22 protein-coding genes are annotated in these 19,046 nt (G+C 64.4%); 10 read left to right on the top strand and 12 right to left on the bottom strand.

What is annotated here, in order from left to right; genetic code table 11:
* Positions 1–19 precede the first annotated feature (19 nt).
* The 7 genes from ACE3UG_RS16360 to ACE3UG_RS16330 are packed head-to-tail and all read right to left on the bottom strand — an operon-like array spanning position 20 to position 6,576.
* Positions 20–2,098, bottom strand: a complete 2,079-nt coding sequence (locus ACE3UG_RS16360) for a flagellar biosynthesis protein FlhA (RefSeq protein ID WP_374625751.1) — start codon at positions 2,096–2,098, stop codon at positions 20–22.
* Between the two features lie 4 nt (positions 2,099–2,102).
* The gene (gene flhB / locus ACE3UG_RS16355) at positions 2,103–3,251 is read right to left on the bottom strand and encodes a flagellar type III secretion system protein FlhB (protein WP_374625749.1); all 1,149 of its coding nucleotides are present in this window, start codon (positions 3,249–3,251) and stop codon (positions 2,103–2,105) included.
* Between the two features lie 4 nt (positions 3,252–3,255).
* Positions 3,256–4,071 carry a flagellar biosynthetic protein FliR gene (locus ACE3UG_RS16350; protein WP_374625747.1) on the bottom strand — a complete coding sequence of 272 codons (816 nt, stop codon included), beginning with the start codon at positions 4,069–4,071 and terminating at the stop codon, positions 3,256–3,258.
* A 39-nt stretch (positions 4,072–4,110) separates the two neighbouring features.
* Entirely contained in the window at positions 4,111–4,383 is a 273-nt protein-coding gene (gene fliQ, locus ACE3UG_RS16345; RefSeq protein ID WP_301234752.1) for a flagellar biosynthesis protein FliQ, read from the bottom strand.
* 10 nt (positions 4,384–4,393) lie between these two features.
* A complete protein-coding gene (locus ACE3UG_RS16340; protein ID WP_374625744.1) occupies positions 4,394–5,212 on the bottom strand; it encodes a flagellar type III secretion system pore protein FliP in 819 nt (272 codons plus the stop codon).
* Positions 5,209–5,703 carry a FliM/FliN family flagellar motor switch protein gene (locus ACE3UG_RS16335; RefSeq protein WP_374625742.1) on the bottom strand — a complete coding sequence of 165 codons (495 nt, stop codon included), beginning with the start codon at positions 5,701–5,703 and terminating at the stop codon, positions 5,209–5,211. The genes ACE3UG_RS16340 and ACE3UG_RS16335 overlap by 4 nt, the downstream gene beginning before the upstream one ends.
* Before the next feature lie 15 nt (positions 5,704–5,718).
* A complete protein-coding gene (locus tag ACE3UG_RS16330) occupies positions 5,719–6,576 on the bottom strand; it encodes a FliM/FliN family flagellar motor switch protein (protein ID WP_374625740.1) in 858 nt (285 codons plus the stop codon).
* A gap of 228 nt (positions 6,577–6,804) precedes the next feature.
* On the opposite strand from ACE3UG_RS16330, the gene ACE3UG_RS16325 reads away from it, so the two are divergent.
* Complete coding sequence (locus ACE3UG_RS16325) at positions 6,805–7,137, top strand: flagellar hook-basal body complex protein FliE (RefSeq protein WP_374625738.1); 333 nt, start codon at positions 6,805–6,807, stop codon at positions 7,135–7,137.
* 54 nt (positions 7,138–7,191) lie between these two features.
* Here the strand turns inward: ACE3UG_RS16325 and ACE3UG_RS16320 are convergent, their stop codons facing one another.
* Positions 7,192–8,100: a LysR family transcriptional regulator gene (locus ACE3UG_RS16320; RefSeq protein WP_374625736.1), complete on the bottom strand. Its 909-nt coding sequence runs from the start codon at positions 8,098–8,100 to the stop codon at positions 7,192–7,194.
* Between the two features lie 312 nt (positions 8,101–8,412).
* Between ACE3UG_RS16320 and ACE3UG_RS16315 the strand changes: the two genes are divergently transcribed.
* Positions 8,413–9,825 (top strand): methyl-accepting chemotaxis protein, encoded by a 1,413-nt coding sequence (locus ACE3UG_RS16315; protein WP_374625734.1) that lies wholly within the window; start codon positions 8,413–8,415, stop codon positions 9,823–9,825.
* Between the two features lie 102 nt (positions 9,826–9,927).
* On the opposite strand, the gene ACE3UG_RS16310 is transcribed toward ACE3UG_RS16315, so the two are convergent.
* The 4 genes from ACE3UG_RS16310 to ACE3UG_RS16295 all read right to left on the bottom strand — a co-directional run bounded on the left by ACE3UG_RS16310 (position 9,928) and on the right by ACE3UG_RS16295 (position 13,005).
* Positions 9,928–10,239, bottom strand: coding sequence for a hypothetical protein (locus tag ACE3UG_RS16310; RefSeq protein WP_374625732.1), 312 nt, complete (start codon positions 10,237–10,239; stop codon positions 9,928–9,930).
* Positions 10,240–10,841: 602 nt separating this feature from the next.
* The gene (locus tag ACE3UG_RS16305; protein ID WP_374625730.1) at positions 10,842–10,979 is read right to left on the bottom strand and encodes an entericidin A/B family lipoprotein; all 138 of its coding nucleotides are present in this window, start codon (positions 10,977–10,979) and stop codon (positions 10,842–10,844) included.
* Positions 10,980–11,075: 96 nt separating this feature from the next.
* A complete protein-coding gene (locus tag ACE3UG_RS16300) occupies positions 11,076–11,282 on the bottom strand; it encodes a CsbD family protein (RefSeq protein ID WP_374625728.1) in 207 nt (68 codons plus the stop codon).
* A 211-nt stretch (positions 11,283–11,493) separates the two neighbouring features.
* On the bottom strand, positions 11,494–13,005 hold the full coding sequence (locus ACE3UG_RS16295) for a histidine kinase (protein WP_374625726.1): 1,512 nt from the start codon (positions 13,003–13,005) through the stop codon (positions 11,494–11,496).
* A 266-nt stretch (positions 13,006–13,271) separates the two neighbouring features.
* Between ACE3UG_RS16295 and ACE3UG_RS16290 the strand changes: the two genes are divergently transcribed.
* The 8 genes from ACE3UG_RS16290 to ACE3UG_RS16255 all read left to right on the top strand — a co-directional run.
* Positions 13,272–13,448, top strand: a complete 177-nt coding sequence (locus ACE3UG_RS16290; RefSeq protein WP_374625724.1) for a DUF1328 family protein — start codon at positions 13,272–13,274, stop codon at positions 13,446–13,448.
* A 101-nt stretch (positions 13,449–13,549) separates the two neighbouring features.
* Positions 13,550–13,711 (top strand): DUF1328 domain-containing protein, encoded by a 162-nt coding sequence (locus tag ACE3UG_RS16285; protein ID WP_039374862.1) that lies wholly within the window; start codon positions 13,550–13,552, stop codon positions 13,709–13,711.
* Between the two features lie 82 nt (positions 13,712–13,793).
* Complete coding sequence (locus ACE3UG_RS16280; RefSeq protein ID WP_374625721.1) at positions 13,794–14,435, top strand: response regulator; 642 nt, start codon at positions 13,794–13,796, stop codon at positions 14,433–14,435.
* 13 nt (positions 14,436–14,448) lie between these two features.
* Positions 14,449–14,871: a response regulator gene (locus ACE3UG_RS16275; protein ID WP_374625718.1), complete on the top strand. Its 423-nt coding sequence runs from the start codon at positions 14,449–14,451 to the stop codon at positions 14,869–14,871.
* A 179-nt stretch (positions 14,872–15,050) separates the two neighbouring features.
* Positions 15,051–16,085, top strand: a complete 1,035-nt coding sequence (locus ACE3UG_RS16270) for a methionine ABC transporter ATP-binding protein (RefSeq protein WP_374625716.1) — start codon at positions 15,051–15,053, stop codon at positions 16,083–16,085.
* Entirely contained in the window at positions 16,075–16,728 is a 654-nt protein-coding gene (locus ACE3UG_RS16265; RefSeq protein WP_374625712.1) for a methionine ABC transporter permease, read from the top strand. Before ACE3UG_RS16270 ends, ACE3UG_RS16265 begins: the two co-directional genes overlap by 11 nt.
* 58 nt (positions 16,729–16,786) lie before the next feature.
* Positions 16,787–17,599 carry a MetQ/NlpA family ABC transporter substrate-binding protein gene (locus ACE3UG_RS16260; RefSeq protein WP_374625709.1) on the top strand — a complete coding sequence of 271 codons (813 nt, stop codon included), beginning with the start codon at positions 16,787–16,789 and terminating at the stop codon, positions 17,597–17,599.
* A 374-nt stretch (positions 17,600–17,973) separates the two neighbouring features.
* Positions 17,974–19,046 (top strand): EAL domain-containing protein (locus ACE3UG_RS16255; protein ID WP_374625706.1); only part of this gene is annotated, 1,073 nt, incomplete at its 3' end.

The raw sequence follows: 19,046 nt of genomic DNA, 5'->3' as shown, positions 1-19,046 counted from the left end.
GCGTTTGCGCGCGCCCCTTTTACCCCAACGTGCCCGCCACCTCGATCTCCTTGGTTTGTGGCACTTCGTTGTACGAGAGCACATGCAGGCCGTTTGCGAACATCCGGGCATAACGCGCGAGCATCGGCCGGAGCTGGGGCATCACGAGCAGCACGGGCGCGTGCCCGGTCTGCTTCATGTTCTCTCGCGCTTGCGGCAAGTGAGACTGTAACTGTTCGAGCAACTGCGGGTCGAGCGGGAAGGCATCGGCCGTCGACTTGCCGGCCTGCTGCGCGGCCGTGAATGCCCCCAGCAGCAGGTTCTCCAGATCCGTCGTCAACTGGTAGGCGTGCAGCGTCGGTGCGTCGCCAATCAGCCCGTGGACCAACCGTCGCTTGAGCGCGCTGCGCACCTCGGCCGCCAGCACCAGCGGGTCCTTGCTGACGGCGGCCGCATTGACCAGCGACGTCGCCAACACATCGATGTCCTGCAACGATACGGCCTCGGCGAGCAGCAGGCGAATGACAGCCAACTGCTGCTGATGCGTGAGCGCCTTGTCCAGCGCGTCGGCCAGCGCGGGCGACAGCTCGCGCAGCCGTTCGCTGAGCGATGTCACGTCCTGATACGTGAACAGATCGGCCAGATGCGCTTTCATCGCCTGCTGTACGTGCGTGGCGATCACGCCCGCCGGGTCGACGATCTGATAGCCCAGGCCCAGCGCATGTGCGCGCTGCTCCGGCTCGATCCATACCACCGGCATGTCGAAGGACGGATCGATGGCCGGCATGCCGTCGAGTTCTCCATAGCAATCGGGCGCTGCGATCGCCATCAGCCGATCGTGCGGCAGCGACGCACTGGCGACGCGAACTCCGCCGACGTCGATTGCGTACTCACTCGCGCCGAGCCCCAGCCCGGTATCGAGCCTGACCGCAGGCACGACGAAACCCATGGCCTGCGAGAGCGTTTGGCGCATGCCATGCAGACGCTGCACGAGCGGCGCGCCTTCGCGTTTGTCCACGAGACTCACGATCTGGTAGCCGAGGCTGACCGTCACCGGGGAGACGAAGGGCAGTTGCTGCCAGGTCAGCGCGGGCGGCTCGTGTGACGTGAGCGCGGCCTCGAGTGCCTCGGTGTCGTCGGCGGCGTCGGGCGCGCGCCGCTGGCTCACCCGCCAGGCAACGAACCCCATGACCGCCGCGAACGCCAGAAACGGCGCCGTCGGCATGCCCGGAATCATCGCCAGAACGAACATCAACACTGAGACGCTCGCCAGCACCGACGGCGACGCAAGCAACTGGTCCCCGACCTGCTTCTCGAAATCGCCGGCATCGGACACGCGCGTCACGATGATGGCCGCTGCCGCAGAGAGCAACAGCGCCGGAATCTGCGCGACCAGACCGTCACCGATGGTCAGCAGCGAGTACTGGCGGAACGCTTCGCCCGCGCTCATGCCATGCATCGTCACGCCGATGGCCGCACCGCCGATCAGGTTGATGAGCAGAATGAGGATGCTGGCAATGGCGTCGCCGCGCACGAACTTCGATGCGCCGTCCATCGCGCCATAGAAGTCGGCCTCGGCGCTCACCTCGCGACGGCGTGTCTGCGCGGCTTCCTGATTGATGAGCCCTGCATTGAGGTCGGCGTCGATGGCCATCTGCTTGCCGGGCAGCGCGTCGAGCGTGAAGCGCGCCGAGACTTCCGAGATGCGTTCTGCGCCCTTCGTGACCACCACGAAGTTGATGATCATCAGAATCACGAACACCACGAGGCCAACGACGAAGTTGCCGCCGATGACCACGTTGCCGAACGATTCGATCACGCTGCCGGCCGCGTGCGTGCCTTCGTTGCCGTTGAGCAGCACCACGCGGGTGGAGGCGACGTTCAGCGTCAGGCGCATGAGCGTCGTGGCGAGGATCACCGTCGGGAAGACGGAGAAATCGAGCGGGCGCCGCACCGACAGGCTCACCAGAATCACGACCATCGAGAGCACGATGTTGAACGTGAAGAGCGTGTCGAGCAGCAGCGGCGGCAACGGCAGGATCACCATCGCGAGGATGGCGAAGACGAGGAGCGGCGTCAGAAATTTGTGACGCCGAAGGTCGGTCAGTAGTCGGCTCATAAGTTCAGGGACTCAGTCGCGTGGAAGGGGGATCGGAGAGCGTCGCGGGCACGCGCGGCGTGTCGAGACGGTCGGGTTGCGTGGTGCGTTCGCCTGCGCGCCATGCGCGCAACTGCAAGACGTACGCCAGCACGACAGCCACCGCTTCGTAGAGCGCGGCGGGAATCTGCTGATTGACCTGGCTGGTGTGGTAGAGGGCGCGCGCGAGGGGCGGGGCGCTCACCACATCGATCTTGTGGTCGCGGGCGATCTGGCGCACTACGCCGGCCATCTCGTCGAGTCCGCGTGCCACCACGTACGGCGCTTGCGCTCGCCCGGTGTCGTACTTGAGTGCGATCGCATAGTGCGTCGGGTTGACGATCACCACGTCGGCCGTCGGGACCGTGCGGCGCAGGCTGCGCTCGGCCATTCGGCGCTGTATCTGGCGAATGCGTTGTTTGACTTCAGGGCGTCCCTCACTCTGCTTGTGCTCATTCTTGACTTCCTGCTTGGTCATGCGTTGATCGCGCAGGAACATGAAGCGTTGCAGCGGCAGGTCGAGCAGCGCAAACGCCACAAATGCGCCGCCAAGCACCAGCACAGCGTCGCGCAGCAGCAGGAGCCCTACGGCGATGGCTTCGCGCGGCGCGCTCGCCTGAAGGGCGAGCAGCGCATCCCAGCGCGCGCGCACGACGAAGACAAGCACGGTCGCCACCAATGTGACCTTGAGAATCGCGGTGCCCACCTGCGCGTAGTGCTTCATCGAGACCAGCCGGCCGAGGTTGGCCTTGGGCGAGAGCCGCTGCCATTTCGGTTTGAGCAGCGTCGTGCTGAAGACGTAGCCGCCAGGGAGCATGGCCGCGATGCCGATGCACAACGGAATGGCGCCCAGCGGGGCGATGAGCTTGACGAGCAGCCACATCGCGGCCGGCAGCAGGGCCGTCCAGGCGTCGTCGAAGCCGATGCCCGCGAGATCGGCGAACGCAGCGGCGTAGAGCGAGCGGAATCCGTCGAGTTGCGCGGGCGCGGCGATGGCGAGTACGGCCACGCTGCTCATGATGCCCACGGCCGTGGCGGTATCGCGCGAGCGCGCCACCTGGCCCTGCTCGCGTGCGCGGCGCAGCTTCTGTGAGGAAGCGGCTTCGGATTTGTCGCCGGTGTCTTGTGTCGTCATGAACTCACTCCGGTCGTGCGACGGGGCCGAGTGCGTCGAGTACGCGCTCGGTCAGCGTCAGGTAATGGGCGGGCAGCGCGGGAATCATGGCCGAGAGCACGATGAGCCCGACCAGCGTCGTCACGGCGAAGCCCAGGGAGAACAGGTTCAACGCCGGCGCGGCGCGATTGAGCAGGCCGAGACCGAACTGAACGACGAAGGTCGTGAGCACCACGGGCAGCGCCAGCGTGACAGCGGCCGCCAGCGTCCAGCCGAGCGCTCGCAGCAAGCCGCTCAGGTCACCGAGCGGCAGGCCGCCGCCCACAGGCCAGACCTCGAAACTGCGCCCGACGATGGACACGGCAATGAGGTGGGCGTCGGCGAGGAAGAACAGCAGCGTACCGAGGCAGACCATCAGCAGCGATACCGGCTCACTGGCCTCGCCGTTCATCGGATCGTTCATGGCCGCCATGGCCAGTCCCATTTGGGACGCACACAGATACCCCACGAGCGTGAGCAGACTGCGCACGATGAAGAACGCCAGACCGAGACATGCGCCGATGATCGCTTGCTCGGCGGCCAGCGCCATGCCTGCCAGCGAGAACGGATCGGTCGGGGGCATGCCGCCTTTGGCGAACACGGGCCACAGCGACAGGCTGAGCACGAGTGAGAGCAGCACGCGCCAGCGCATCGGCACGGTGCCTTCGCCAACGAGCGGCAGCATGCTCAACGCGGCGACGAAACGGCAGAACGGCCACCACAGCGTCACGAGCTGGGTGGGCCACTGCGCGAGCCAGCCTTCAAGGCCAGGCCAGGCGGCAAGGGAGAGAGGAAGCGGCATGATCGTTCGTCCGGCGGCGGGCATCGGCGGTGCGCCGCGCTACCCTGCCAACGTTGCCGCGCGGGCGAAGATGTCGGCGGCGAAGTCGGTGAGCGTGCCCGCGAGCCAAGGCGCCGCGAGTCCCAGCGTGAGCAGGGTGACGATCAGGCGCGGCAGGAACGACAGCGTTTGTTCGTTGATCTGCGTGGCGGCCTGAAAGAGCGCCACGACGAGCCCGGTGACGAGGCTCGGCACGATGAGCACCAGCACGATGACGATGACGAGCCGCAGCGCGTCGAGTCCGATGTCGATGGCGATATCGCTGGTGAGCATGGCGTTCCCCTCAGACCGCCTGCACGCTGGTGACGAGCGTGCTGACGGTGAGTGTCCAGCCGTCGATAAGCACGAACAGCAGGAGTTTGAGCGGCAACGACACGACCAGCGGCGAGAGCATCATCATGCCCATCGCCATGAGGACCGAGGCGACCACCAGATCGATGACGAGAAACGGCACGAACAGCATGGCGCCGACCTGAAACGCGGTCTTGAGCTCGCTCAACAGGAATGCGGACGCCTTGACCAGAAAGCTATGGGCCTGCGGCTCGGCGACGTCGGTCTCGCCGGTCAGCCGGGCCATGAGGTCGAGCGACGTCTGGCGGGTTTGCGCGAGCATGAAGCGCGAGAGCGGCGCCTCTGCGGTGCGGATGGCTTCGGTGAGCGTGATTCGATTTTCGTCGTAGGGCACGACGGCCTGCGTCCAGATCGCTTCGCCGACCGGGCGCATGACGAGCAGGCTAAGCAGCAATGCCATGCCGGTAAGCACGCGCGAGGGCAACCCCTGCTGGAGTCCCAGCGCCTGACGCAGCAGCGCGAGAATGATGGCGAAGCGCACGAACGTGGTCATCACCATCAGCAGCATGGGCAGCAGGCCCAGGAGCGTCATCAGAATGAGCAACTGGGTCTTGACGGTGAAGTCGGTCGTGCCGCCTTGCGTGCGCAGGCGCATCAGCTCGCCGGCCTCTTCGGCGCGCGCACCGGTGGCGAACAGGGCGAACCCGGTCGCCACAACGGCAAGCACGAGGGTCTCCGATGCACTCAGCGGAAAGCTCAGTCCACGCAAGCGCGGGAACCGCTGGCGCAGGAGATGTAGCGCGGCCTTCATCGGGCGAGCCGGTCCAGCTCGAGCGCGTCGAGCGTGAGAATCTTCAGCCCGTACTGCGCGCCCGAGACCACGACTTCCGCGAGTCCCACCGGCACGCCGTTGACCAGCACGGCCAGCGGCGCACCCGCCGCGCGATCGAGACTCAGCACGTCGTCGGCACGCAATGCCGCGAGCTCGCCCAGCGTGAGGCGCGTCGCGCCGACTTCGAGCGTGAGCTTCACGGGCACACGGCGCAGCGTCTCGCGCATGGCGAGCGCCACCGGCGCGGCGCTGGCCGCTTCCGATGAACGGGACGCGGGCGCCGAATCGCCGCCCGCGTCGCCGAGCCAGTCGCCCGCCAGGTCTTGCGAGAGATCGCCGAGGGCCGACAGATCGTCGGTCAGCGCATGTGCATGCAGGTCGGCCGCATGCAGGTCGGCCATATCGCCGGCGTGCGTCGTGATATCGGCCGGCGTGTGGCCGGACGGATCTTGGGGAAAGTTGGATGACATGACAGACATGGGTCCTTACTCAAGAGTTTGGAAGTGCGTGAGGCACAAATGCGCATCGCGCTCGACGATGTCGGCGCTCATCAGCGGGTCGTTGTCCACGCAGACGAGGGCGCGTTGCATGAAGCGCACCGGCAACACGTCGCCCGGTTGCGCGTCGAGTAGCGCGCCGAGCGAAAGGTCGACGTCGAGCCAGTGCGCGCTCAGACGCACCGGAATGGTGGCGACATCGCACGCGGGCGGTGTGTGTTGCGCGACGCGCTCCCCGACGTCGGGGCCTAGCATCGTGAGCCAGCGGCGCGCGTCCTCGGCGGCGAGCCGGAACGTGACCGTGCCCAGCGGCGCATCGCCGGCGCGCTCGGCGATGCGCGCGCCGATCCAGAGCGACGGGGGCGTCGATCGCGGGGCTGTCTCGATGATCTCCACACGCGCCGTGGCCGGTGACATCTCCGATGAGACCGCCTGACGCAGCGCATCGAGCATTTGCCGCGCGAAACGCGTCACGAAGCGCTCGTACGTGGCCAACGGCGGCGTGGCGTGAAACGCCGGCGGCCCCACGAAGTCGTCCGCGTCGTAGCGAAGTCGAAAGGCGTCGCGCAGCAGGCCCGCGTCGATCGACACGTCGATGCAGTGACCGTCAACGCGAAAGCGCTGCACGATGACATCGGTGACGTCCGGCGCGGCGGCGCTGACCGACATGGCGGCGACGCGCCACGCCATAGCATGACGATGGCGGACGTGCTGCGGTAATTGGACATCGAGTCGCGAGCGCAGCCGCTCGGTCAGCGGATCGAGTAGCTGCGTCGGCTGTCCCAGCCGGCACGGATCGAGTGCCCGGATCACGCCGGGCGGCGTAGGCGCGTGCATTGTATTCATGTGATTGGAAGACGGTTCGCAGCGCTGGTTAGCGCAGGGAAGTTCGCATCCTAAAGGCGTCCCCTGTCTGTGTTGATGGGGAATGACTCAACTGCGCGCGCTTTGGGGGATTCCCCATTCTGTGGTGGGGGGCGTGTGCGTAAAGTGCGGAGTCATGTCAATGCAGCCTGCGACGGTCGCGGGCGGCACACGTTCGAACTCATATTCGAACTCACTAAGGAGGTCCGAATGCCGGTCTCGATGGAACAGTCGCTGATGACTGAGATGGGTCGCATGCACGCGACACAACGCGCAATGGAGACGGCCGCAGGCGTGCGCGAGGCAGACTTCACGTCGCCCGGCGCATCGGTTGCGCCCGATTTTGGTGCGATGCTAAGAGGGGTGGACGCGGCCCAACGCGATGCGGGCGACCGCATGAAGGCGTTCGATCTGGGGCAGAGCGACGACCTGACCGGCGCGATGTTGGCGAGCGCTCAGGCCGACCTGTCGTTTTCGTTGCTCATGCGAACGCGCGACAAGGTCGTGGGCGCCGTGGAGGAACTGGTGCGCATGCCGTTCTGACGGCCGACGTGTCGTCGCGGGGCGACGACCGTCATGCCGGGGACCGCACGCCGATCACGGCAATGCCGGCGGATCGGCGGCGTTGCCCGCGAAGCATTGGGCGAGAAAGCGTTCGGTGGGACGCGACAGTGCGTCGGCGTGCGGTACGAGCGCGGTCAGCAGGCGCGTGAGGCCTTGCGGCGGATCGATGCGGACCGAGGCGAGCGCCGCATCTTCATGGCGCATCGACATAGCGGACACAAAGCCCACGCCCATGCCGGCGCGTACGGCTTCCTTGATACTCTCCACCCCGGCCAACTCGAGCGCCACGCGCGGTGCGAGCCCGGCGACCGAGAAGGCGCGGGCCACCAGCGCCCGCACCCCCGAGCCCGGTTCGCGCAATATCAGCGGATATTCGGCGATGGCCTGCAGCGATGCCCCTCCCGGAAGATGGGCAAGCGGGTGGTCGGCACGCGCAATGGCGACAATCTCGTCGTCGCGCCATGGACGCACCGCGACCTCAGGCGAGAGGCCCGGCGGCACGGCCCCCTCGATGAACGCGACGTCCAGCCGGTCGAGTTGCGCGACGATTTCACTGGTATTGCCGTCGACGATATGCAAGGCGACGGCCGGATAGCGTTGATGGAATTCCGCGATGACGTACGGCAACAGGTAGCTCGCCGGCGTCGTGCTCGCCCCGATGCGCAGCGCGCCGGTTTCCATGCCGCGCAGGCTGTCGCGCAACGCCATCGCCTGACGATAGTCCTGTCGGAGCTTGTTGGCATACACGGCCACCTGCTCGCCTACCGCCGTGAGCCGAATGCCGCGCCCGTCGCGCCGGTACAGCGGTTCGCCAAACGATTCCTGCAACAAGCGTAATTGCCCGGAAACCGCAGGCTGCGACAAGTGCAGCGCCTGCGCCGCATGGCTGATGTTGCCCAGCTCCGCTACGGTCGCGAAGGTCAGCAATTGGTCGGGCGTCATGTTCAATCCATCGAATAAGGTGATGATTGGCTGTCATCATAGCCATTATCCGGATGGTTGGCCTGACGATCGATCGAGCGATGAACGTCAGCGGGAGGGGCAGACGCGCTGAGGGCTTCGCCGAAGACGAGCAGGGCGGGAAGCGAAGAAACCCTCAAGTCGGCCGTTTTTCTCCCGTTATACTTTTCGACACCCTGGGGCTGAACAGACCCCTGCGTGTGGCGCGAATGTCTGCCGGGCGATTTCTTGCAGATGCGGCGATTGTCGCGCCCTCGTCATAACAAGCGGATCAGAGATGCGAGGAGACTGACGATGGGGCTATTCACGCGCACGCGGGGCGCTGCGCAAACCGTCAACATCATGAACGAGGTGGCCGCCGATGCGGGCACCCTTGGCGTCGAATTGTGCGATATCGCGGGTAACGTCGACGAAATCGCCGATCGAGTCAAGCGTCAGGCCGACGTGTTTCAAGCACTTCGCCGCGCCGCCGCCGATACCAGCGAAGGTAATCAGCGCATTGCCGTTGCCGCGCGCGAGGCGCGCGACGTGGCCGATCGCGCGAACGCGGAAATTGCGGCGTCGCGAACCACGGCAGACGCTTCGCTTGCCTCGATCCACGGCCTCGTGGAGGGCGTATCCGGCATGGCCGGTGAGATCGCGGGACTGCGCGAAGCGCTCGATCATGTTGGAAAGGTGGCAGAGGGCATTTCGGTCATCGCCCGCCAAACCAACCTGCTCGCGCTCAACGCCGCCATCGAAGCCGCGCGCGCCGGTGTGGCCGGTCGCAGTTTTGCTGTCGTCGCCACCGAGGTCAAATTGCTGGCGAGCAAAACGGCGGAGGCGACGCAGCAGATCGAGCACACGCTCGCCGCGCTGGGCGAGCGCACCGAACGTCTGATGCGCGAGAGCAACGCGAACGTTGCGCGTGCCAACGACGCCCGCGAGGGCACAAGTGCCATCGCCAGCGTGATCGAGACGGCGGGGACCGCACTCGATACGTTCGACCGTCAGGCCGGGCAGATCGCGCAGGCAAGCGAAGCCATCGAAAACGAGTGCGCGACGCTCGCTGCCCACGTGGATGAAATGGCCGACGGCGTATCGCATTCTGCAGAACACGTCGGGCGTGCGCGCGAGCGCATCAACGCACTGCTGTCTGTCTCCGAGCGCCTGATCGGCCTGATCGCCGAGGCCGACGTCGAGACGGAAGACACGCCGTTCATCCGCGCGGTGCGCCGGGCGGCCAAGCAGGTCGGGGAGAGTTTCGAGGCGGCGCTGGCCAAGGGCAAGATCAGCGAGCAGGCGTTGTTCGATCGCCGCTACGAGCCGATTCCCGGCTCGAACCCGCAGCAGTTGATGGCAAGCTTCACGCGCTTTACCGATGAGACACTGCCCGCCATTCAAGAGCCGCTGCTCGGACTCAACGATCGAATTGCCTTTTGTGCCGCCGTCGACGAGAACGGCTATCTGCCCACCCACAACCGCAAGTTCTCGCAAACACCGACCAACGATCCGGTATGGAACGCCGCGAACTGTCGCAACCGGCGTCTCTTCAACGACCGCACGGGCGCGGCCGCCGGGCGCAACACCAAGCCGCTGTTGCTGCAGACATACCGACGCGATATGGGCGGCGGGGCGTTCATGGTGATGAAGGACGCATCGGCGCCGATTTTTGTGAATGGGCGTCACTGGGGCGGCTTCCGGATTGCCTACCGGGTCGCGGGTTAGCCGCATTTCGCGGGGGTGTCGGTCAGAAAAAAACGCGCCACCGACTGAGAGGTCGGTGGCGCGTTGATATTTCGGCTGCCGGTTCTGCCGGCCGTCGAACGGTTAGCGATGCCAGTGGCCGTGACGCCAGTAGCCATGTCCGCCGTAGTAGGGGCGTCCGTAGTACGGACGACCGTAGTAGCCCGGAGGCGGGCCGTAATAGACCGGTGCCGGGCCGTAATAGACGGGCGGCGGCGCTACGTAGACCGGCGGGGGCGGCGCCACGTACACCGGGGCCGGCGCATAGATCGGCGCGGGCGCGATCAGCGGCAAGCCGATGCCGATGCCGACCGAGACGTGCGCCTGCGCCGTCCCGACCGCACCCGCCGCGAGCGCGATCCCTGCGATGACAAGGGCGGCAAATTTGGTTTTCATGACATTTCTCCTGCGGACTTGGCAGCGTACTGATGACGGCGCGCGGACGACACCATGCCGTTCAACGCGCCCGGTGCCTGCCGGCACCCTGGTTCGTCAGATTTCCTGGCTTTACTTTACTGAAGTTCCGAAACACGGGCGTGGCGCAATTGTTGCAAAGTATGCGCATGGACACGTCATGGGGAACGTTCGGGCGTAGAAAAGCGGCCGCCAAACGTGTAGATCAAGCCTCTATTTTATTCAGAATCAACGATTTGCGCTCGTTTCGGTCGACACCGTTCGACGTGATGCCTGCGCCCGGACACCCCGGCATGGGCGACACTTGTTACATTCATTTACATGGGCACATGCGGCGTGTGGCGCAAAAACAGCGGCGGATGCCGCGCTTGCGACATCCGCCGACTGTGGGCGTCTTCGTCGATCGATGAGACGCCCTCTCCTCCCCGCCAAAACGTCTCGGCCTTGACGGCCTGTCTCATGGTTGGTGCAGCCGCTGCGCTTACCGGGGAAGCGGGCTTTGGCGTGCGCCACGAAGGTGTCCTTGCCGCTTTGTCCGTCAGACTGTCGCAGCGCTCAAGCGCTCTGCCTTCGTCACGGCCGCGTCACTTGTTCCGGTCGGCGGCGCCCTGAATGGCTTCGCCGCCTCGTTCGACGTCCTTGCCCGCGCCGTGGATCGTGTTGCAACCGGCCAGGCCCAGCGCGAAGCCGCAGAGCAGTGCAATGGCGATCAATCGTTTCATTTTGGCTTCTCCTTTCGGGAAAGAGGGGGGTGAAGCGCCGGGAAGTGCGAAGACGAGGGGCGTGTCCCGCCTCCCGGCGGGCGTGGCGTGCCTTGCTTACCAGAGCTTGTGATGGTCGTTCCAGGTGTCGACCTCGCGTTCGGCATCGGCCTTTGCCTTGCCGTAGCGTTCCTGAATCACCCCCACGAACTTGTCGCGGTTGCCTTCGATCTTGAGCAGATCGTCGTCGGTCAGGTTGCCCCACTGCTTTTTCGCTTCGCCCTTAAGCTGATTCCACTTGCCCTTGATCAGATCCGAGTTCATGGCAACTCCTTATCGTTTGGTTGGGTTGGGTTGGGTTGGGTTGGGTTCGGTTGGGTCTGGACGTTTCCTTGCGACAGCGCGCGCAGTGCTACGCGTCGTTGCCGCGTTGCCGCACCCTTTGGGCGGCACGTGAATTCATGGTAAGCAGGGCGAGGGATTCGCGCTGTCAGTCGCGATATCGTTGCGACGTAGGCGGACTCGGGTTGCGCTGTCAGTGCATTCCGACGGGCGGCCCGGGATGCCGGGGCGGTTGCGGCGATGCGTCGGCCGTGTCACCGGCATGCTCGGCGGCAGGCGGGCGTGCGGCGGTGCTTGCGGTCACTTCGGTGGCAATGCCGGGCGCATCGGCCGGACTGCACAGCGGCAGCACGACCTGAATCTCGGTGCCGAGGCGTTGCGGCAGCGAGTGAATGTCGATGCGTCCCCCCTTGGCCGAGACCCGCTGGCGCATTCCGAACAGACCATGGGTCTTGGGCTTGTTGAACTGATCGGGCGTGAGGCCGATACCGTTGTCGATGACTTCAAGCCGCACGCGTTGTCCGTCGCATGCAAGCGCTACGCGCATTGCCGAGGCACGCGCGTATTTTCCCGCGTTCGTGAGCGCCTCCTGCGCAACGCGGAAGAGCACGATGGCCGTCGACTCCGGCAGCGCGAAGTCGTCTTCCGGCAGGTCGAGATCGAGTTGCCAGTGTTGTTGATCGGCGGTTTCCTCGGCAAGCGAGCGCAACGCCGTGACGAGACCGAAGTTGATCAGCACCGTCGGGCGAAGATTCTCGATAATGCGCCGCTTGGTCTGAATGCCGGCGTCCAGATTGCGCTGCGCGCGGGCGAGCTTCTCGGCAATCACCGGTTCGACATTGCGTAGCTTGTGGTGCGCCCACGTGACGTCCATCTTGCACGCGGTGAGAATCGCGCCGAGTTCGTCGTGCAACTCGCGCGACAGTCGGGTCTTCTCGTCTTCACTCACGTTGAGCAAGTGCGTGGCCAGTTCGTCGAGCTGTTCGGTGCGCTCGCGCACGAGCCGGTCCAAATGCGCCTGCTGTTCGTGCAACTGGTCGCGCGCGAGTCGCTCCTGCCGCATCTGCCGGCCGAGCGTGCGAAACAGCAAAACGAACAGCAGGATGGTGAGCAGGGAGAGCGCGCCGGCACTCACCGCCGAGATCGCCTGATCGAAGCGCCCGTCGTCCTGCGCGGTGCGTGCGCGTGCCAGTTCGCAGTTGTACAGATCGGTGATGGCGTTCTGCACCGGCTCAATGGTGCCGATGCCGAGATGGGTGGGTGAGAGCGCCTCTTCGAGGCTCATCTCCCCTTGCTTGACCGCCGCGCGGGCCGCTTCCATGGCGGTGATGCGCTCGGAGAACAGCGTCATTGCGTTGGCGAACGCCTTCGCAGCCTGCGCATCGCCCACGTCTTCGTAATGCTGGACGACGAGGGCTGCGAGATCGCGAATTCGCCGCACGGCGGAAAGATACGGATCGAGATAGATCGGATTGTTCGTGAGCAGGTAGCCGCGCTGGCTCGACACCACGGTCGAGGTGCGCGTCATGATCTCGTTGAGCTGGTTGGCCGCAGCCATGTCCCGCAGTGCCGCCTCGTAGGTGGACGCGAGCCGGCGGTGCGCCGACTCCAGCCCGATCAGGCTGCCGACCGTGATGACGATCGCGGCGATCATGGCGATGATCCAGCTTCGGCGACGCATCCAGGACGTGAGCAATCGGGGCATGGCGGCCTGTCGAGTGATTTTGACGTGTCGGACTAGGAATACCGATGATGAGACGCACTTCGATCATAAGTCGAAATTTGCGCCATTTCAGGAATTGTCAGCCGATTCCTACGCAAAAAACAGCGCAGTCCGGGCGGTTTCGAGCGCGCGCTTCCACTACCATACACTTAGCATTCGGCCGTTTGCACCGCGTTGTGCACACTGGTATGGCGGCATCGAGTGCAATGAAAGTCTCCGGAAACGATGCTTTCACCAAGGAGAGCGCTATGTTGAAGTGGGCGTTGTTGTTCGCACTGATCTCGATCGTGGCAGGCCTGTTGGGCTTTACCGGGATCGCTGCGGGTGCCGCCGGGGTTGCGAAGATTCTGTTCGTGCTGTTCCTGGTGCTGTTCGTGATCTTCCTGCTGCTTGGGCTGACTATCGCCAAGAAGATCGTTGACTAGAGGGGCTGTTGCAGCGCCGGACACGTCCCTGCGCTGGAGCGCGTCCGTGACGCATTGGTCATGGCGCTCATGGGCCCGGCCCCACATTCGAGGAGGTTGCGATGCTTCACTACGCTGTTGTGTTTTTCGTGATTGCATTGATCGCCGCGGTTTTCGGCTTCACGGGGATTGCCGCCGGTGCGGCCGAGATCGCGAAGATCCTGTTCTTCATCTTCCTGGTGATCTTCCTGGTCACATTGCTCTTCGGCGTGGTCCGACGATAGGCGCATACAACGCCTATGCCTTGCGCAAAGCGCCGGGCGGCTGTAATCGAATTCGACGATGAGGCGAGTCTCTGGAGCTTGGATGTCACCAACAATAAAAATTCTGATTGCCGACGACCACGCCATTGTCCGAACGGGATTCAAGCAATTCATCGCGGACGAATCGGACATGGAAGTGGCGGGCGAAGCGGCGAGCGGCGACGAGGTGATTCGTGCCGTTCGCGAGACGGCGTTCGATGTCGTGCTGCTCGATATCGCCATGCCCGACAAGAACGGCATCGACACTCTGCGTGTGATCAAACAGTTGCACCCGGAGCAGGGCGTGCTGTTCCTGTCGACGTATCCGGAGGCGCAGTATGCGGTCAATCTGCTGCGCGCCGGGGCGAACGGCTATTTGATGAAGGATGCGCCGCCCGAGGAGATCATTCGCGCGATCCGCACCGTGGCGCGCGGCCACCGGTATGTCAGTGAAGGGACCGCCGATCTGCTGGCACAAAAGCTGGATCAGCCGGGCGACGAGCCGATGCATGAACAGCTCTCGGAGCGTGAGTTCCAGGTGTTCTGCAAGCTCGCGCAAGGACGCACACCTACCGAGATCGCCGACGAGTTGCATCTGTCCGTCAAGACGGTCAGCACGTATCGCGCTCGCGTGCTGGAGAAGATGCATTTGAAAACCAACGCCGATTTGACGCTCTACGCGCTCAAGAACGGCTTGATCAGTTGATAGAGAGGCTGTCATGTCAACGGGGAACGCGGCAACGCTCACGGGGTCCCGTTCGCCCCTCCGGGTGCTGTTGATCGAAGACTCGGCGGTCATTCGCGAGAGTCTGTCCGAAGCGCTCGGCTCGTCCGGAATGCTTCAGGTGGCGGGGGTGGCCGAGACTGCCGACGACGCGGTTCGCACGCTGCAGGAAAATTCCTTCGACGCGGTGATCGTCGATATACAGTTGCGGCGTGGCTCGGGCATGGATGTCCTCTCGTATCTGCACGACGCCGGCTTGCTCCCGCAACTCATGGCCGTTGTGCTGACGAACTACGCATTGGCGGCGTACCGCAAGCGTTGCCAGCAGTTGGGCGTGCAGTACTTCTTCGACAAATCACTCGAATTCGATCGCGTGATCGAAGTGCTCGACGACTTTGCCGCCGGCCGACAAGCCTGAATCGTCCCACCTCCCGCCGCTCACCTGCCGCCTTCAGTCGAAATCCGATATAAGGCGATCAAATTTTATTATTTTCAACTATTTAGAAGCATGGGCTAGAATGACGCCTTTGCGCTAAATACCGAGTCCAGGCGGCGGCACTGCGGGCAGTTTCGGCAGTGGGGCTGCTATTTTTTTGCATGATCGAACTCCATAACATTACCCAGCGTTTCGCTGGACCCAAGGGGCCGATCGACGCGCTTTGCAATATCAGCCTGTCGATCGAGCGCGGCGAAGTTTTCGGCATCATCGGCCGAAGCGGCGCTGGCAAGAGCACGCTCGTGCGTGTCATCAATCTGCTCAACCGTCCGAGCGACGGCAGCGTGCGCGTCGATGGGCAGGACCTGACGTCACTCTCGCCCGATCAACTGCGTCAGGCCCGCCGGCGCATCGGGATGATCTTCCAGCACTTCAACCTGCTCAGCTCGCGCACCGTCTATGAGAACGTGGCGCTGCCGCTGGAGCTGGCGGGCGCGCCGGTCGCAGAGATTCGTGCGAAGGTCTTGCCGCTGCTCGAACTCGTGGGTCTGACCGCGCAGATGGATCGTTACCCGTCGCAGATTTCAGGGGGACAGAAGCAGCGCGTGGGCATCGCCCGTGCGCTCGCGAGCGAGCCGCAGGTCCTCCTCTCGGATGAGGCGACGTCGGCGCTCGATCCCGAGACGACGCGTTCGATTCTCGACCTGCTCAAGCGCATCAACCGCGAACTGGGCCTGACCGTCGTATTGATTACGCATCAGATGGAAGTCATCAAGCAGGTGTGCGACCGTGTCGCCGTGCTCGATGCCGGCCGCGTGGTCGAGCACGGTCGCGTCATCGACGTGTTCCTGCGTCCGCGCCACGACGTCACGCGCGCCCTCATCGGCGACGTGATTGCGCAGGAACTGCCGGCGGGCGTTCGTGAGCGAGTCGCGTCGCGCATCGGCAACGGTCACGATCATCTGTATCGACTGGCGTTTTCCGGCGCGGGGGTGGATCAACCGCTGCTCTCCGAGGCGATTCGCCGCTACGAACTCGATTTCAATATCCTGCATGGCCAGATCGACGAGATCCAGGGGCAGGCGTTCGGATCGCTCGCCGTCATGGCGGGCGGCACCCCGGCCCGCGTGGCCGAAGCCATGGCGTTCCTCGCCAGTCAAGGCGTTGTCGTTGAGGAGCTGAGCCATGTGGAGTGAAATGTTCGATCTCTTCGTCTCGTCGTTCTGGGAGACGCTCATCATGGTCGGGATTTCCGGCGTGATCGGTGCCGTCGTCGGCGTGCCGCTGGGGGTCCTGCTTTATTTGACGGACCGCAACGGCGTGTTGCAGAACCTCCCGACCAACCGCATCGTCGGCATCATCGTCAACGCGGTGCGCTCGACGCCGTTCATCATCCTGCTCGTCGCCGTGATTCCCTTCACGCGGCTGATCGTCGGTTCATCGATCGGCACCATGGCGGCCGTGGTGCCGCTCACCATCGCGGCGGCGCCGTTCGTGGCGCGTCTGGTCGAGACGGCATTGCGCGAAGTCGACCGCGGCCTGATCGAAGCGGCGCAGTCGATGGGCGCGACGACCGGCCAGATCGTCACGAAGGTGCTGCTGCCCGAGGCGCTGCCCGGCATCGTGGCCGGATTGACGATCACGTTCGTCAGTCTGGTCGGCTATTCCGCAATGGCCGGCGCGATCGGCGGCGGTGGCCTGGGCGACCTGGGCATCCGATACGGCTATCAGCGCTTCTTGCCGGAGGTCATGATTGCCGTGGTGCTGATCCTGATCGTTTTCGTGCAACTCGTGCAGACATTCGGCGACTGGTTGGTGCGCCGGCTGAGTCATAAGTAACATCCCGCATAACAACGCCGCCGGTGAACCGGCACAACATTCTCACGCGAGGTTTTCCATGCAACGTCGTACGCTCTTCAAGCTGCTGGCCGGTGTCGGTGCCGCTACGGTTTTCGCCACGCAGTTCACCGCCCCTGCCGTCGCCGCCGATGCCGTCACCCTGAAGGTCGGTGTCACGGGTGGCCCGCACGCCCAGATTTTCGACGAGGTGAAGAAGGTCGCGGCCAAAGACGGCCTGAACATCAAAGTCATCGAGTTCAGCGACTACGTGCAGCCGAACGCGGCGCTTTCGTCGGGCGATCTGGACGCAAACAGCTATCAGCACCAACCGTACCTCGACGCTCAAGTCAAGGACCGTGGCTACAAGCTCGAGTCGATCGCCAAGACCGTGATCTTCCCGATGGGCATCTATTCGAAGAAGATCAAGTCGCTGGCCGATCTGAAGTCGGGCGACAAGGTGTCGCTGCCGAACGATCCGACCAACGGCGGCCGCGCGCTGCTGTTGTTGCAAAAGCAAGGGCTGATCAAGCTGCGGGCGGACGCGGGTTTGAAGGCGACGCCGCTCGACGTGGTTGAAAACCCGAAAAAGCTGAAGTTCGTGGAGCTGGACGCCGCCCAACTGCCGCGCTCGCTCGACGACGTCGCTGTGGCTGTCATCAACACCAACTTTGCGATGGAAGCCGGCCTGAACCCGAAGCGTGACTCGATCGCCATCGAAGACGCCAACGGCCCCTACGCCAACGTGCTGGTGATTCGCACGGCCGACAAAAACAAGCCGTGGGTGGCCAAGCTGATCAAGGCCTACCATTCGCCGGAAGTGAAGGCCTTCATCGAAAAGAAGTTCGGCGGCTCGGTCGTGACGGCCTGGTAAGTCGCGGGCGCGCACTCCGGCTGACGGAGCGGCCCCCCGAACAAAACGGCAACGCTTTGCGGCGTTGCCGTTTTTTTGTTCCTGGGCTGGCGAGCGCCGCGCTCTGTGGCAATTCCGACACTGTCACGGTTCTGTCAAATAACGGCGATAGCCTGAGTGCCAAGTAAAAAGGGTGCCTGCGGGCATCGTTACAAGACGCGGATACGGGCCCCAGACCCGCGACCGCACGCGAAGCACGGGGAACGGGCGAGACACGCCATTGGCGCACCGCTTGCCGTCGGTGCGCGGGAACGCGTCCGAAGGATGCCCGCGCAACGTCATGCGGTTGGCGTGATCGGCGGCGCACCGCACCGCACCGAATTACGGAGTCTTAGTTGAACCCTCCCCCGTCTGCCGCGATACGTCCGCCGGCGCGTGTTGCCGAGCTTGCGACATCACACGATGTGAAGTTCGTGCCGCCCCATGCCGCCATGGCGTCTGCCGATCCCGACGAAAACGCGATGCTCGCTGCGCTGTGCGAAGGCATCGGCCTGACCTGCGTGTTCCAGCCGATTCTCGATTTTCGAACGTCGGGCATCGCCGGCTATGAAGGGTTGGTGCGGGGGCCCGCCGGGACCTCGATCCACTCGCCACTGGCGCTGTTCGCCGCAGCACGCCGTCACGGCTTGCTCGGTCCCCTGGAACTGGCGTGCCGCCGCACGGTGTTGCGTGGCTTCGTCGAGCAGGATTTGCCCGAACGCCTGTTTCTGAACATCGGTCCTGTCACTCGGGCACAACCGGGCGGCGGCGTGAGCGAGTCGCTCGGGCTCGATGAGACATTCGCCATGCTCCAGTCGTTTCGCCTCGCTCCCGAGCGCGTGGTGCTCGAACTCACGGAGCATGCGCCTGCACTGGATCTGGCGAGCACGCGCGCCGCGCTCACGGCGTATCGCGCGCAGGGTTTCGAACTCGCGCTAGACGACATGGGGGAGGGCTATGCGAGCTTGAGACTTTGGTCGGAGCTACGGCCCGATTACGTCAAGATCGACCGGCATTTCGTCGACGGCATCGACACCGATATCGTCAAACTCCAGTTCGTGCGATCGATGCGGCAGATCGCGGAGACAAGCGGCACGCGTATGATCGCCGAAGGCATCGAGCATGCCGAAGAGCTGCAGGTGGTGCGCGATCTCGGCATCTTCCTCGGTCAGGGGTATTTCATCGCGCGGCCCGAAGCGCAGCCGCAACGGGCGATTACCTCCAACGTGCGCGACGTCGTGAACGAGCGCCGCGCCTATGTGCATCAACAGCCGAGTCAACTGGGCTCGGGCAACGTGACGTTGGAGCGTATCGCCTCGTACGTGCCGCCCGTCTCGCCCGATACCCGCAGCGAGGATGTCGTGGCGCGTTTCGAGAGCGATCCGGCGCTTGAGGTGCTGCCGGTGGTCGAGCGCGACCGTCCGGTGGG

This window comes from Pandoraea sp., from assembly GCF_041919235.1.
Classification (GTDB): domain Bacteria; phylum Pseudomonadota; class Gammaproteobacteria; order Burkholderiales; family Burkholderiaceae; genus Pandoraea.
Note: the sequence above shows the minus strand (reverse complement) of the source record. Positions and strands in the feature narration are given on the sequence as shown.